Below are 15,231 nucleotides of genomic sequence, written 5' to 3'. Positions count from 1 at the left end.
TTAATAAATGGCGCCATTTTAATAGAATTGGCGCCATATTTTAGTTCTTTTAGTAATTTTCAGTTCTGAAAGATCAAAAGGTATATTATATAACTCCCTATTTAAATTATTTTACTCACACATTCTTGTTGAATTCTTTTATATTTTTAACAAAAGAATAAAAATTGTCTTAAAATAGTAGCTGTTTATTGATATTATTACCAGATGAAATTTTGAGTTAATATTTTATGAGATTATAATTTTTTATAATTAAATAATAAACCACTGCGGAGCGCAGTGGTTTATCCATTTCTAGACTATTAAAAATACAATCGATAAGCCATGAAAACTACTATTTTGTCTTAATAATTTTTTCATTAATTTTCCCTTTATCATCAAAATAAATCCATATTCCTACCTCTTTATCACCTTGATATTGGCCTTTTATTTTAATTTGTCCATTCCTGTAATATTCATAATATTCCTTGCATTTTTTTTCTTCTGATTCTTCGTTACTATTTTCGTAAAAACAGAGAAAATATTTTCTTTTGGGTGTTTTTATATTATTATCATAATATTCGTATACTTCTAAGCATTTGTTATCTTGGGCACAGATGATTTCCCTTTTTATGATTCTATTTTTAAAATCTCTAAGGTCTGTATATATTAATTTATTATTTTTATAATATCTATACTCACTCCCATCATAGGATTCAAACTTTCCCCAACCTTCAAAATCCTTGCCTGTTTGTGTGTTAACAACTCTATAAAGCTTATTATGTGAATTGTAATATAAGGATAATTGATTATTATCAATTGTATCCTTTTTTTGACAAAAGAAATGGATTGGTAACAAAGTCATTAAAAACAATAATTTCATAGCTTTGATTTATTTACATTAATAATTTGACTTTTCTTTATAGGTAGATCAGGGACATTAAAAGTAGCATTTACTTTTATTTGGGTAGAGTTCTCAGATTGGTCACCAACTGGAGAGCCAATATTAATTTGGTCTTGTGAAGCCCCAAAGTTAACAAGCGCATCCTTTATTGTCTTAGCTCTTTTTAATGCAGAGTCAGTTGCACCTGCATCACCTGAATTACCAGTCATCATTCCTGTAATAGACACACTCATATCAGGTGCATTTTTTAATGAGGCACCTAAATTACCTAAGAATTCGTTATGACCTTCTAAAGAGTTTGAATCAGACGAAATATTATATGAATCTCCAATACTATAATACCCTTTATATGGTCCTTGGGTGTCTGTATTTTGCCAAGGCCCTCTATTATAAATGTAAAATAGCTGCTGATTTGAATCCCCGTCCCCTTTAAGCAATAAATTTATCTTATATCTTCTTGAGCCAAGAGGTATTTGATGACCATTTCTTGGTTTTAATTGATCGATTATGTAAACCATACTATTACCTGGTCAATGCATTATTTTAAAATCATTTTTAAATTTTTTAGAATAGGCAGCAATAGAAATACCTTCAATATTGGTCGTTTTTCCATTAGTCGTGTCAACTTGTTTTCCATTCGGGTCAATGTACCTTATTGGGTTTTGATAAGTATAAATATATGGATTGAGATTCCCCCAAAAATACACTCCTTCATTATGCTGTCAATCTCCATAAAACTGCCTTTCCATTACAGGATTATAAATCGCCAATGGATCCACTCCATACCAAATACTCAACCTCGGATTATAATACCTAGCTCCATAATAATAAAGTCCTGTATCTTCATCTAATTCTTTTGCGTTGAACTTATATGGATTATTGTATGATCCGTCCATCTGCTCCAGCATGGTTTCTCCGAATGGTAAATTTAGGAAAAATTGCGTTGCATCCCCGTGAGAATTGGTAACAAATGTTGCTGTTCCTAAATGATCTAATATTTAGCGTTACTTTGTGTTGAGCATTCAATAAATTCTGCAAGAGCTAAAGCGGCAAAAATTATTTTTATAATGTAAATACTATTTCTATTATAAAGCTGTTGCAGTGTAGGTAACTGTTTGAGTATACGTCCCTGCCGGTTTTCCTAAGATATCAGAAGATGATGATTTTGCGGCTGGAATCGTATAATCCAGGTTCAGGGTTAATGAACTTCCAAATGGAGCGTTCGCTACCAACGTCTGATCCGTCGCCGATAAAACGACAGCGCTTTTTGTTCCGCCCATGGTTCCTGCAGCGGTAGAAGGTTTTATTGTTAAAACATTCACAGGGATCACGTTGGTTCCGTTCATGAAATTAGCACCTCCTGCTTTTACTTTTACATTAAAGTTCTTTGTTGAAGTCACTTTCAAAGAGTTGGCTTTAGTAACCGTCTGATCGGAGTTATAATCTGCTGCAGTAGCATAGTTGAAGTCAACCGTATTACCGATGGCCGTACTTCCCGCATCGATGGAGATAACATCGTTCAGGGTGATGTTAACCGTTGTGGTGGCTGTCGTATTTTGAGCCTGGGCATTGTTGGTTCCTAAGATGAAAGCTCCGATGGTTAAGGCTGCGATGGCGATTTGTTTTGTCATGATCGTATTTTTTTATTTTTTAGACTTATTTAATTGTTCTCTTTTGAACATTACAAATCTACGGCGGCGGTAAAAGTTTCTCTGTAGTGGAAAATGGAAGTTGGTGTAGTAAAATAACTACACCTATTAGTTAATAGAAAAGCCCTCAACATTTAATTGTTGAGGGCTTATATAAATTGCCACTGCTTTTTATTATAAAGCTATTGTAGGATATTCGATGCTTTTTCTGCGGGAATAGTTGATTAATGAGAATCAAATATTCTTAAGAACTTTTTCAAATCATTATAGGTTTTAAATGTATATCATCTTTTTTAAATCCTACATACCAATGTATTTTTTAAGTACTTCAGAAAGGTCTGCCTGCCGTATCGGTTTGGGAAGGAAGTCATTCATTCCGGATTCAAGACATTTTTCTTTTTCACCCAGCACATTTCCAGCGGTAACGCCAATAATCGGAACCTGCTCATAACCCGGCAGCATTCTGATGTGTTGTGTCGCTTCAATACCGCTCATTATTGGCATTTGTACATCCATAATAATAATGGAAAATAGTTTTTTCTTGCATTCTTCCAAAGCCTGCATACCATTGACCACTTCCGTTAGACGTATATCCGGAGCAAGAGCTTTCATTATCCTATTATTCAGGAGCATATTTACCGGATTATCATCAACCAAAAGCGCTTCCAGTTCTGAAGCAAATATATGCGGAGCTTTCCCGGTCTGATCCTGGATAATTTCTATGGAATTATTTTCATCTGCCATTCTTAGGATTTTGAATAGATCATGTGATTTGATGGGTTTCATCAATAAATGTGCATTTTCTATTTTCCGAAGGGAATTAGTAACATTTAATTCTTCCGAAGAAGAAGAAAGGATTATCATTGGAGAAATTTCCTTTCGCTGCTTGAACAGTGCTGTTATTTTATCTATTGTTTCCAATCCTGACATAACAGGCATAAGCTGATCCATCACAATCACATCGAACCGCTCGCCTTTCAACAGGATCTCCAGGGCTTCCAAACCATTGGAAACTAAGGTCGGTTTGATATCTTTATAGGCAAGCATGTGTTCAAGAATGATCCTGTTGGTTTCGTTATCGTCTACCACTAAGGCCGTTTTAACGATCATTTCATCCTCTTCAATCAATTCGGAGATCTCGTAAGGAACCTCAATATCGAAAGAAAATACGGAACCTTTATCCTTCTCGCTGGTCAGCGACAAACGGCTTCCCATGTATTCCAGGATATTGTTCGAGATCGTTAGCCCGAGTCCAGTGCCTCCATATCGTTTGCTGATAGAGCTGTTTTCCTGTGTAAAGGCCGCAAAAATATATTTCTGCTTCTCCACAGGAATACCAATTCCCGTATCTCTTACCGAGAAACGCAAAGCAATGGTATTATCATCCATGCTTAATTTCTCCACTTTTAGTTCGATTTCTCCCTTTTCTGTAAATTTCACGGCATTTCCCAGAAGATTGATAAGAATCTGTTTCAACCTTGCTTCATCAATGAATAGTGTTGCCGGAAGGCCAGGCTCGATATTGAGGAGAAGTTCGATATTCTTTTTTCGGGATTGATAAAGGATGACATTTATAACCTGACTAACCATATCATAAACATCGCATTTATCGATCGAAAGTTCCATTTTTCCGGATTCTATTTTAGAAAAATCCAGTATATCATTAATGATGCTCAGCAGGTTTTCCCCCGATTCATTGATATAATTCAGATACTGTGTCTGTGTTTCATTGAGCGGTGTTCTTAGGAGAAGATCTGAAAAGCCAATCACTCCGTTCAAAGGAGTACGGATCTCATGACTCATATTGGCCAGAAATTCGGATTTTGCCTTGCTGGCTATGTCTGCAGCTTCCTTCGCATTTTTCAGTTCTTCATTGATCTTTACGGCATTTGTAATATTCTGTATGAAAATGATGATACCACCAACTTCATCTTTGGTAAGATACCAGGGTCCGACTTTAAGATCGTAATGCTGAATTTCTTCTTTTCCTTCCATCTCCAACGTAAAATCCTCGTTGTTGTACGATTTCCCCAACAATGCATTCCTGTAAATCTCTTTTCTTTCTTCCGGAACATTCGGAGATATGGTTAATAGATTATGACCGATAAGATCCACATTCTTCACATTGAATTCATTCCTCCATCGGCTGCTTACAGCAACATAATTGAGGTCTTTGTCAAACATGGCCAAAGGAATAGGAACATCAGTGGCAAAGGACTGCATCATAGCCTCTTTCTTGGTAACTTCGAGAAGCATTTTCTTGAACGCATCAATGTCCTGAATGATTCCAAAAACCCTGTTGCAGACTTCACCTTCAAATTCGGGAACTCCCTTTATTCTTACCCAGATTGTAACGCCGTCATTTCGCAATAGCTGAAGTTCCTCATCAAAAGAAATCCCTTGCTTTACTGCCCGGTTAAAGAGATATTTTATTCTTTCCCCGCTTTTTCCTTTGTAAAACTCGAGGGCATTTTCAAAAGTCGGCTGATAACTATTTTCAGTTTTGTGAATTTCTCTTGTGCATTGAGACCAGGATAGCTTTCGGGTCTTCAGATTAGCTTCCCATCCTCCAACCTGGGCCACTGCACTTGTTTCCTCTAGCATTTCCTTCGTGTTAAACAGATCTTTTTCCAATTTATCCCGGCGGATAAGGTCAGATTTTAGTTGTATATAAACAAAGATGGTAACACCAATAGTTGCAATAGCAGAAAAGATAATAAATAAAACCGTCCGTTTAGAAGACTTATTCAGATCTTCATTTTTTATAGCAAGCTGGACTTCCTCGTTTTTTACAAATTCCTGAACAAGCATTCGACATTTATCCATTGCCCTCTTATCCTGCACAAGCTCTTCAGTGGTCATTAATATTCCTTTTTTACGATTATTAATGAACGAGACATATCCTTTCATCATCATTCCTGAAGTCTGTAGCAGTTCATTCAGTATCTTAATCTGATTTTTATCTTCAAGATGAAGCTGGTCTTTGGTGGAAACGAGCAGCGGATATTCATTCTTACTTTCATTGAAAGGTTCAAGAAAATTATTCCGGCCGGTAAGCTGATATCCCCGATTGCCTGTTTCAGCATCCAATAAAGTATTTAAGACATCTTTTACCAAACTTATAGATTCTTTACTTTTTAAGAGACTTTTCCGGTTCTCCATCTGATTATTTATACTGATATAAGATGCTATAGAACTCGCAATAAGAAGTATAAGAGAAAGGATTACCCCTATTTGTAAATTTCTTATAATTTTTTTCGCCATTGAACAATTAGTTTGCCGGTAAGATACTAAAAGTAGATCAGAAAAAGAAAACTGCTTACAACAAAACCAAAATAATAATCGATTTTTTCATCATCAATTAACCAAAAACTCAATACCGTTTTCAGTCTCAATTTATAAGCAAAAATTGATATAAAATGAATACTCATTTTAGTTTAATAATAAAAAAATCAATTTTGCCCTGGCACCAGCAGCTATCGTGTAAATCATCGCTGAATCTATACTGTATATAACTAGCTTAACATTAAATGTTTATTAAAAAAATTGCAGTTCTGATCTAATTTGGCTCAAATAATCAATCATTGATAAAAGTGTTTGAAGATAGACTGGTTGAGGTCATCAAAGCCAAATGGCGCTGCTTTAAAAAGCAGCGCCATTTTATTTTAAATATATGTAAAAAACGCTGCCTTTTTCACAACAGCGTTTTCATCTATTAGATTTAAACTTTCTCTTTCATAAACCCTTCAATCTCTTCAGTTCTTAGTTTAGGATTTGCACCCGAATAACTTGCTACCAAAGCACCCACTGCACTGGCAAAATCAAGAGCGGCATCAGGATTTTTGTCTGCTAATAATTTGGTAATTAAACCTGCCAGGAAAGAATCGCCTGCCCCAACCGTATCTGCCACTTTCACAGGATAGCCGCCGTGCCGGTACATTTTGTCCTCCCATAAAAGTAATGAGCCGTGTTTTCCTAAAGTGACACAAATAGAATTGGTATTTGTTCTTTCTGAAATGAAACGGATGTTTTCTTCCAGATTATCAGATGTGAAGCCTAACGCAGAAGCGATTTCCAGGATTTCCTCATCGTTGAATTTGATAAAATCGGCTTTGTTCATCAGTTGTTCCAGAAGTTCTATGTTGTAAAAAGGCTTTCGCAGATTCACATCAAAAACCCTGAACATATCCGGGTTGGAATCCAGGAGGCTGATAAGCGTATTTTTTGAAACCTCATTCCGGCATACAAGGCTTCCGTAGAAGAATACATCAGCTTTTTTAACAATATTCAGTATATTTTCATTGTTTTCAATAAAATCCCAGGCCGACGGAAATTTAATTTCGTAAGTTGCAGAACCACGCTCGTTCAGAGTGACCTGTACTATTCCCGTATCATAACCATCGGTTGTGATCATTCCGCTGGTGTCGAGTTGATTTTCTTTGATGTAATCGCAAATAACCTGACCGTCTTCATCATTACCCACCGCACTTATCATCGCTACCGGAAACCCGAAGGATGCTATTCTGAGCGCCAGGTTGAGCGGTGCGCCGCCGATTTTCTTTTCTTCCCCGAAAACATCGAAGAGCACCTCTCCGAAACTTACCGCATTGATTGTATTGTTTAAAAACATGAATTAAGGATTTTTGATATTAATATTGCTGAATGTAACGGCCGAAGAACCAAAAATACTCCATTTTTTGTTAACGACATCGTACACCCGGTTGCTGAATGCCAGCTGATTATTCACATACACTACACAGACATCATTGCTGATAAAAGCCGTCACGTTATAGGTGGTTCCCGAAATACCTGACAACGGATACGTGTTTGCCAGATCTTCGCTTCCACCGTTCATAATATAGGCAGCGATTCTGTTCGAGGAAGGTTCAAATGAAATTTTAACGCCATTCTTCCCGTCATTGTCCTGCGCCAGAATCAGTCCCGATTTTCCGTTCGCCGCAGCATTCAGGGTAAAACTGATCTGGTTGGCTTTCTGAAGCTTCCCGAACATCACCTGTGAATTGGCCGACAGATTGAAACCATTCCCGTTCTGGGAAGCATTCCCTGTAATTTTATCCACGGAAAGCGAAGTACTCTGACCGAACACGGATGATAAAGCAGCGACAGGTTTTACCGCCAAAGTTCCATCCGGATTCTGAACGAGCTGATGCGTTACAAGATTTCCTGCCCAGTCTTTTCCGCCGGTATTGCTTTCCGGGACTTTTCTGGCCGTCCAGCCTACCAGATAACGGTTGGCATTGTCCGAAACCGTTTTCGCGGCATAGAGATAAGAGCCGTCCAGCCGGTCGTTTGCAGGTGTAGTCCACGGTCCGTTGGGTGAGGAAGCGATCCGGTAGTGTGTTCCGCTGTTGCTGCTCCAGTTTTCAGAGAAAACAAGATACCAGTAATTGCCCATTTTGAAAAGGTCCGGACACTCCAGCATAATGTAATTTTCGGATGAAGTTGTCGTGTAAATCGGGTTCTCCACTGTCCAGTTTCCGGTGGCGGGATTACTCGAAGTAAATTTCAGCACTACCGCTTTTTGGGCTGAGGTCTGCGCAGAAACCAGCATCCAGTATTTTCCGTCCTCAGCATTGAAAAATACGTGCGGGTCGCGGAATTCGTAATCGTAATATCCTGCCGGAGCGGTAATTTTAAAGTTTTTGATTTTCGTCCAGTTATTCATATCGGTACTTGTGGCCAGAAGCACGCTTTCCCTTGGATTGTTCGATAAGAACGAAGCCACCGCATTGTGCCCGGTATAATAGTAATAATACATGTTTCCTGCTTTCACCAGGCTTCCTGTTCCGACACCAAAATCCGGCTCAGAAGCCGTTCCGTACGGAATCTGTCTTCCCCGATAGGTAAAATCCTTGAAGTTAGCCGTTTCAAAGCTGTGAATATCGTGAAACCCTTCACCTGCAGGTTTGGTTTTGGCATCGTGCAGGAAAAAAAGATGAAAAGTTCCGTTTTCGTAATACGGCATTACATCGCCTACGTATCCGGCAGTGTAATACGGATTATTATCTCCCATCCACTGATTGGGCGGCTGCGGAAAGAGGTTGGTCTGTCTGAAAATCTCATCCGGATTCACATTCGCTACCGAATTAGTATCCTCGCAGGAATAGGTGGCCAGCATCATTACAGCGGCTAAATATATTTTTCTGATGGTCATGGGTTCTGATATTAATGCGTTACAAGATAATTAAGGCTGTTCTCCGTGATTTTTTTGATGTTATCCAAAAATCCGTTCGGCTGGCTTGGCGTTCCGTTAGAAGTTTCGTTGTACCAGTCGTAAGACCCCATCGAGATGGTGACGCATTTTTTATTGGCTGTTCCGCCCGGAAATTCGGCCACGGCTACACGTCCATCCAGGGTATTGTCCCAGGCTTCACTGGCCAGATTGTTTCCTCCGGTCTGGGTTCTCCATCCTGCGCCGTTTCCATAGCCGCCCCAATCCGGCAGGAACCACCACGTCGTATGATTCAGCCGGAAGGTTCCTTTCTGAAGGAAATTGGCTTTCCCGGATTCGTAGGTTTGCAATCCGTCGAAAACAGGGTGCGTTTCATTCCCTTTGAAGGAAATTCCCCAGTCGTTGTTGGCATCAACAAACCCGTTCGGAAGGAAATCCCCGAAAACGTTGTTCGGTCCTTTTCCGGAAGGCACTATGGCCAAAGCATCCACATACTGGGCGGCAAATCCCGTTAAGAGAATATTTCCGCCTGCATTCAGATAGGTTTTTATTTTGGATGTCGCACTTGCATTCAGTGCATCGCCCGGCAAAGCAGTAGCCGAATCAAAATGCCACCAGATCACATTGATTCCCGTCAGATTAGCCGCACCACTCGCCACATCTGCTATTGAAACGTAAACCGCTCCTGAAAATTTCCCGAAAAGCCAGTCGGAAGCGGCAATCTCATCCGGATTGGTAAGCCCTGTTCTCGTGGCTGCCGTTCCCAGGAATGCTACCGTTGGACCGGAAACCGGTGTGGTTACTTTTGCCGTGTAGACTTCAGTCAGATTCGCATTGGAAACGGTAAACTGTACAGGACTGCTGAAATTAATCGTCGTTCCTGATGCCGGGCTGATGCTCACACCGCCGGCCATTTCGATGACAGGCTGCAATGCAGTAAGATTTGTTCCTTCCGGCATGGTGAGTGAAATCGTTTTGCCGGAATGGTTGATGGTCGCCGATAATCCATTGATTTTAAAACTGATAATCGGAACCTGAGCCTGAACCGTCACCTGATAGTCCTTGTAGATATTTCCGTTTTTCACCCGGTATTTTACAGGCTGGGTAAAATCCTGCACCGTTCCCGAAGACGGGGAAATGCTTGCGCCCTGCGGAATTTCAATGGACGGTGATACTGCGGTTACACTGGTTCCGTATGGCAGCGTTACCGTGATTTTATCATTTTTATGATCGATGTCTCCTGAAACCCCGTTTACTTTAAAGGAAGACACATTCACCGAAACATCCGTTACCAGCCCGTCCTCCACATTATTGTCGCAGGACCAGACGAGTACTGCGAAAATCAGCAGCAGAACGAATATCCGGAATTGATTAAATATTGTTTTCATAAATCGTTCGTTTTTAATAACCGTTATTTTGTTTGTACAATCCCTGGCTGAAGTTAATCTGAGCCAGTGGAATCGGACAGTATTCTTCGATTCCGTGGTCAAATCCCGCCTGCGAATAATACGACCGTTTTGTTTTCTCGCCTGAGTAATACGTATTCATAGTCGTTGCCGTTGTTCCCCATCTCACCAGGTCGAAGAAACGGCTGCCTTCCATGGCAAACTCCATTCTGCGCTCCCATCTGAGGGCTTTTCTGGCAAAATCCTGATTCCACGTACAGTTCACGCCCGGCTCATATTTACTAATCAGGTTATTGGCAGTATAGCTTCCGGTTATAACCGTACTGTTCGCGGCACGCTGCCTCACCTGGTTGATTAACGGCAATGCTTCATTGATTTGTCCAAGCTCGATTAAGGCTTCGGCTTTCATCAGCAATACATCGGAATAGCGGATGATAATCCTGTTTTTGGAATTGCCGTAGAACGGGTCCACGTTTACCGTACAGCCGCAGCCCACCGGAACATTTTCCTTTAACGACGCATAATAACCGTAGGTTCCCGGGCTTCTGTTCCAGCTTTCCTGGTAGATTTTGCTTTCCTCATATTTCCAAGGCAGTCCCGGCAAAGCCACTGTGTGATACAGCCTTGGGTCCACTTTGTAATTGTTGAGCTGATGATAATCCAGATCCGTATCGTTATAGGTATCGAACATCGGTAAACCTTGCGGTGTTGTTTTGAAGGCATTTACCAGGTTCTGGCTTGGCTTGTGGAAATCGCAGCATCCCAAACCTTGCGGAAGAGACAGGACATCACCATAATTCAGCCTTCCGAAAAGTGTTCCGTCGTTGTCGGAATACTGGATGGAGAAAACCGACTCCGGACCGTTCTCGTGCGTTCCCGGAAGGAAGTTGTACCCGAAATCCGATTCCAAAGTATAGTTCCCAATCACCTGGTTGGCCGCATCAATGGACTTCTGAAGCGTTGCCGGGTTGATTTGGGTCACCGTATAATTATCGTCCTGCTGATAAGCCTGGTACAGCCGCACTTTGGCAAGATACGCATACGCCGCACTTTTCTTCGGTCTTCCGGCTTCGGATTGGGTTGAAGGAAGATTGGCAGCCGAAAATTCAAAATCAGAAGCGATGGCGTCCCACAATTGCTGGTCGGTTTTTGCCCGGTTGGAAATTTTCGGGTAATCTTCAATCGGTGTATTTTCGTCCACGTAAGGCACATATTTGAAAAGGATTTTCAGCATAAAATAAAAATGCCCTCTTACAAATTTCATTTCGGCTATGCGTTTCTGCTTGTTCGGATATTGCGCTTCGGAAAGCTGATTCAGTGCGGCAATAGCTTTGTTGCAACGTCCGATTCCCACATAATGCAGATACCAGAGCCGGTCTAATTCACCAAAATCCGAACGGATGTTGTTTGAAATTTCAAAAAAGTGAAAGGCCTGGATGTCGTTGGTTCCGCTTCCGCCTTTGTAGGCATCGTCAGAACGTACATTTCCGTAAGGCCAAAGGCTGAAAGGCGTATCATAATGGTCGTTGCCGAGCGCAGCATAAGCCGCCACCACAAAACCGTCCACATTCTGAGGGGTTACCACATCGGCTTCGGAAAGCACCCCTCTCGGTTCATTGTCCAGGAAATCGTTGCAGGAAGTCATTCCCAAAAGGAAAGCGCAGGCAATTGTTAAAAGTATATTCTTTTTCATTGTAATTATTTTTAAAATTTTTAAAGTCTGCTTTACAGAACTGTTTTTTTAATTTTTAAATAGTAAGGATTTAAGAAAAGCAATAATTTATAAATCATTAATAATCAATAAATTAATTTCAATTAAAATATTTAAGCATTATTCAATCCGTTTTAAAATATCCTTCGACAAGCTCAGGATGACACCTTTGAATAATCAATGTTTAAAAGGCCGTATGGTAAGGCTGAGCTTGTCGGAGCCTTGTATTTTTCATAAACCTTTCCAATCTTATAATGATAAATTAACTCCAAAATTAAACGTCAGCGGAAGCGGATAGCCGAAAGCCGGCGTCTCCGGGTCGATGCCTGTGAAGCTTTTGGATTTGAGGGTCAGAAGATTCTGTGCACTGATGTAAATCCTGAAATTGGTGATTTTATACTGTTCCAGCACATTTTTCGGAATGCTGTACCCCAATTGTAAAACCCTTAATTTCAGATAGCTTCCGTTTTCCACATAATAGGATGAAAATCTGGATTCCGCATTGCTGTCCACTGTCGTAAGTGCCGGAATGTCGGAGTTCGGATTCTGCGGCGACCACGCATTGAGCAATCTCGTTCCTTTGTTGGAACCGACATCATCCACGCTCCAGAAATCGGTCTGGTATTTTTTGGCATTGATAACATCCACATCCCCGATGCCTTGCCAGAAGGTTGACAAATCGAAATTCTTGTAGGAGAAATTAAGATTGACGCCATACATAAAACCCGGGTTCGGATTTCCAATCCACGTTCTGTCTTTATCGTCTATGATGCCGTCGTTATTTAAATCGGCATAACGGATTCTTCCGAGACCTTTTCCGGGTTGTGTGGCGGAATGATCCACCTCGGCCTGCGTCCTGAAAAGTCCGTCGGCCACATAACCGTACATTGAATTAATTGGCCTTCCGAGAATATTATCGGTCGTTCCGTTTCCGCCATAATTGTTGATAACCGATTGCGGCAACTCGGTGATTTTATTCCGGTTCACTGAAAAGTTCCCTGAAATTTCGTACCCAAAGCCACCAGCCGTTTTATCGGCATAGCCTAAAGCGACCTCAAGCCCTTTGTTTTCCATAGACGCACCGTTGATCCAGCGGTTCCCGCCTTCGCCAATCACTGCGAGATACGGCGGCAGCACGAGAATATCTTTGGTTGCTTTTTTATAAACATCCACACTTCCGGTCAGCTTCTGATTAAAAAATCCGAAATCCATTCCGAGGTTGGTCTGCGTAGTGGTTTCCCATCTTAAATCATCATTCCTGGTTTGAGTGGCAATAAATCCTGACGGCAATAAACCGCTTCCTACCCCGGAAATATCGTAAGCCGTGCCGTAAGAAGTGGCCCAGGTGGGATTGCCGCCCGCATAATTCGCAATATACAGCGAGTACACCGCAGAGTTGCTGATTTCCTGGTTCCCGGTCTGTCCCCAGCCTGCTCTCAGCCTCAAATCCGAGAAAAACGGAATCCATTTCTCTGCAAAATCTTCCTTATTGATCCTCCAGCCCGCCGAAAATGCCGGGAACGTTCCGAAACGGTTGTTTTTCCCGAATCTTGAAGAGCCGTCATAACGCACGGTAGCAGAGAACAGGTAACGGTTGTCGTAATCGTAAGAGAATTTCCCGAAATAGGACAACAGGCTATAATAGGTCGAGCTTCCACCATTGAAGGCATCGCCGGTTCCGGCATCGGGATACATATAATCCGGTGTCTCAATCAGGAATCCTTCTTTCCTGAGCCAGGTATTGTTGTAGGTATCGCGGTACATTTCCATCCCGCCCAGCAAATCGAAGTGGTGGTTTCCTGCTTTGGCGGTGTATTGTGCGGTATTGCTCCACGTCCATTTTTCGGTATCGGACTGGTCGATGTTCACCGCATTGGTCTTGTTTTGAAGATAGCCGGAAACGTAGCTGCGCTGCAGCATCCTTTTGTAATAGTTTGAAAAATCAATCCCAAAGCTGGATTTCAATGTAAGGTTTTTCAACGGCTGCAATTCGGCGTAGACGTTTCCGAAAAAACGCTGGTAACAGTAGCCGTTATCTTTGTTGTATTCCAGAAGACGGACAGGATTCTGACGGTCGTTCATCCCGCCCACCGGACCGCCCCACCCGATTCCGTCCACGGTGTGAACAGGAATGACAGGCAGCGCTCTCAAAGCCGGGTCCAGAACACCAGGGTCCATCACTTCATTGGTTTTATTGAAGGTGAAATTTTCCCCGATTCTCAATTTACCATCGAAAAAATTATAGGAGGTATTCACCCGGGCAGACAATCTCTTGAAATTGGTCAGCTTTACGATACCGTCATTGTTATAATAGCCCATTGAGAAATAGTAAGACCCTTTGTCCGAAGCACTTGAAGCGGCTACATCCAAAGAATTGGCAACGCCGGTCTGGGACACCTCATCATACCAGTTGGTATTGGCCGAGTTGATGGTTTTCGCTGCATCCAGGTATTCCGGAACATAGCTGTTGTACAAGGTCGGAACTCCATTCTGAACGCCCCAGTCGAAAGTATAGCTCAGATTATTGTTATTCGGGTTCAGGCCGTCGTTGATGTTGGCCTGCCAAAGCACCTGCCCGAACTGTTTTGCATTGAGAACAGGGGTCTTTTTTGCATATTGGGAAAAGGCCGTATAATAATTCAAGTCGATTCTCATCCTGCCTTTTTTTCCTTTCTTCGTGGTAATGATAATCACCCCATTGGCTGCCCTGGAGCCGTAGATGCTGGCGGATGAAGCATCTTTCAGCACCTGCATCGATTCGATGTCGGCAGGATTCAGCTCGTGCATTCCCGCTTTTGTGGGAACACCGTCTATCACATAGAGCGGATCGGTATTGTTGAGCGTTCCTACACCCCGGATCAGGACTTTGGTATTTCCCCCGGAGGGCGAACCGTCCGCCGAGATGTTGACCCCGGCTACCCTTCCCTGAAGGGATTTGATGGGATTCGGCTCGGCCTGTTTGTTCAGGTCTTTCATATCAACGATGGAAACGGCTCCGGTAATGTCTGCCTTTTTCTGTTTCGTATATCCGGTCATCACAACTTCATCGATGTTCTTCACCTTATCGGCAGCCAGAACAATGTTGAGGACGGTCTTCTCATCCACCACCACTTCCTGCGTGGAGTAATCGGGATACGTGAAAATAAGTTTGTTTCCTTTCTGCAAATCACTGATTTGAAACGCACCGCTGCTGTCGGTGGTCGTGGTTGCCCCTGTTTCGAAAACCGTTACGGTAACCCCGTTCAGCGGTTTCTGATTGGAAGACAGCACTTTGCCCCTGACGATTTCCTGTGCCAGAAGACCGGAAAAAGGGAGAAGGCAAAAGGCAATGGCCATTTTATATTTCTTCATATCGTACAGTTTTAGTTTTAATAAAAATTTTTAATTCAATA

Annotated in this window: 10 protein-coding genes; all 10 read right to left on the bottom strand. The window is 41.7% G+C overall.

Annotation, left to right across the window (positions count from 1 at the left end; all coding sequences use genetic code 11):
• Positions 1–331: 331 nt before the first annotated feature.
• The 10 genes from QE422_RS09795 to QE422_RS09750 all read right to left on the bottom strand — a co-directional run bounded on the left by QE422_RS09795 (position 332) and on the right by QE422_RS09750 (position 15,190).
• Positions 332–859, bottom strand: coding sequence for a hypothetical protein (locus QE422_RS09795; RefSeq protein ID WP_307457419.1), 528 nt, complete (start codon positions 857–859; stop codon positions 332–334).
• Complete coding sequence (locus tag QE422_RS09790) at positions 856–1,398, bottom strand: hypothetical protein (RefSeq protein WP_307457418.1); 543 nt, start codon at positions 1,396–1,398, stop codon at positions 856–858. The genes QE422_RS09795 and QE422_RS09790 overlap by 4 nt, the downstream gene beginning before the upstream one ends.
• Before the next feature lie 204 nt (positions 1,399–1,602).
• Positions 1,603–1,878 (bottom strand): RHS repeat domain-containing protein, encoded by a 276-nt coding sequence (locus QE422_RS09785; RefSeq protein ID WP_307462321.1) that lies wholly within the window; start codon positions 1,876–1,878, stop codon positions 1,603–1,605.
• An 87-nt stretch (positions 1,879–1,965) separates the two neighbouring features.
• Positions 1,966–2,511 (bottom strand): peptidoglycan-binding protein LysM, encoded by a 546-nt coding sequence (locus QE422_RS09780; protein WP_307457415.1) that lies wholly within the window; start codon positions 2,509–2,511, stop codon positions 1,966–1,968.
• A 318-nt stretch (positions 2,512–2,829) separates the two neighbouring features.
• Positions 2,830–5,691 carry a response regulator gene (locus QE422_RS09775; protein WP_307457413.1) on the bottom strand — a complete coding sequence of 954 codons (2,862 nt, stop codon included), beginning with the start codon at positions 5,689–5,691 and terminating at the stop codon, positions 2,830–2,832.
• 559 nt (positions 5,692–6,250) lie between these two features.
• The gene (locus QE422_RS09770) at positions 6,251–7,159 is read right to left on the bottom strand and encodes a carbohydrate kinase (RefSeq protein WP_307457411.1); all 909 of its coding nucleotides are present in this window, start codon (positions 7,157–7,159) and stop codon (positions 6,251–6,253) included.
• A gap of 3 nt (positions 7,160–7,162) precedes the next feature.
• A complete protein-coding gene (locus tag QE422_RS09765) occupies positions 7,163–8,704 on the bottom strand; it encodes a glycoside hydrolase family 32 protein (RefSeq protein WP_307457408.1) in 1,542 nt (513 codons plus the stop codon).
• 11 nt (positions 8,705–8,715) lie between these two features.
• Positions 8,716–10,110, bottom strand: coding sequence for a DUF4960 domain-containing protein (locus tag QE422_RS09760; RefSeq protein WP_307457406.1), 1,395 nt, complete (start codon positions 10,108–10,110; stop codon positions 8,716–8,718).
• Positions 10,111–10,123: 13 nt separating this feature from the next.
• The gene (locus QE422_RS09755) at positions 10,124–11,821 is read right to left on the bottom strand and encodes a RagB/SusD family nutrient uptake outer membrane protein (protein WP_307457404.1); all 1,698 of its coding nucleotides are present in this window, start codon (positions 11,819–11,821) and stop codon (positions 10,124–10,126) included.
• Between the two features lie 267 nt (positions 11,822–12,088).
• A complete protein-coding gene (locus QE422_RS09750; RefSeq protein ID WP_307457401.1) occupies positions 12,089–15,190 on the bottom strand; it encodes a TonB-dependent receptor in 3,102 nt (1,033 codons plus the stop codon).
• Positions 15,191–15,231: the final 41 nt, after the last annotated feature.

Source organism: Chryseobacterium sp. SORGH_AS_0447 (assembly GCF_030818695.1).
GTDB lineage: Bacteria > Bacteroidota > Bacteroidia > Flavobacteriales > Weeksellaceae > Chryseobacterium.
Note: the sequence above shows the minus strand (reverse complement) of the source record. Positions and strands in the feature narration are given on the sequence as shown.

Bases quoted from the DNA above. Each gene is read 5' to 3' on its own strand.
- QE422_RS09795 (WP_307457419.1), bottom strand. From the start codon at position 859: ATGAAATTATTGTTTTTAATGACTTTGTTACCAATCCATTTCTTTTGT.
- QE422_RS09790 (WP_307457418.1), bottom strand. From the start codon at position 1,398: ATGGTTTACATAATCGATCAATTAAAACCAAGAAATGGTCATCAAATA.
- QE422_RS09780 (WP_307457415.1), bottom strand. From the start codon at position 2,511: ATGACAAAACAAATCGCCATCGCAGCCTTAACCATCGGAGCTTTCATC.
- QE422_RS09775 (WP_307457413.1), bottom strand. From the start codon at position 5,691: ATGGAGAACCGGAAAAGTCTCTTAAAAAGTAAAGAATCTATAAGTTTG.
- QE422_RS09770 (WP_307457411.1), bottom strand. From the start codon at position 7,159: ATGTTTTTAAACAATACAATCAATGCGGTAAGTTTCGGAGAGGTGCTC.
- QE422_RS09765 (WP_307457408.1), bottom strand. From the start codon at position 8,704: ATGACCATCAGAAAAATATATTTAGCCGCTGTAATGATGCTGGCCACC.
- QE422_RS09760 (WP_307457406.1), bottom strand. From the start codon at position 10,110: ATGAAAACAATATTTAATCAATTCCGGATATTCGTTCTGCTGCTGATT.
- QE422_RS09755 (WP_307457404.1), bottom strand. From the start codon at position 11,821: ATGAAAAAGAATATACTTTTAACAATTGCCTGCGCTTTCCTTTTGGGA.
- QE422_RS09750 (WP_307457401.1), bottom strand. From the start codon at position 15,190: ATGAAGAAATATAAAATGGCCATTGCCTTTTGCCTTCTCCCTTTTTCC.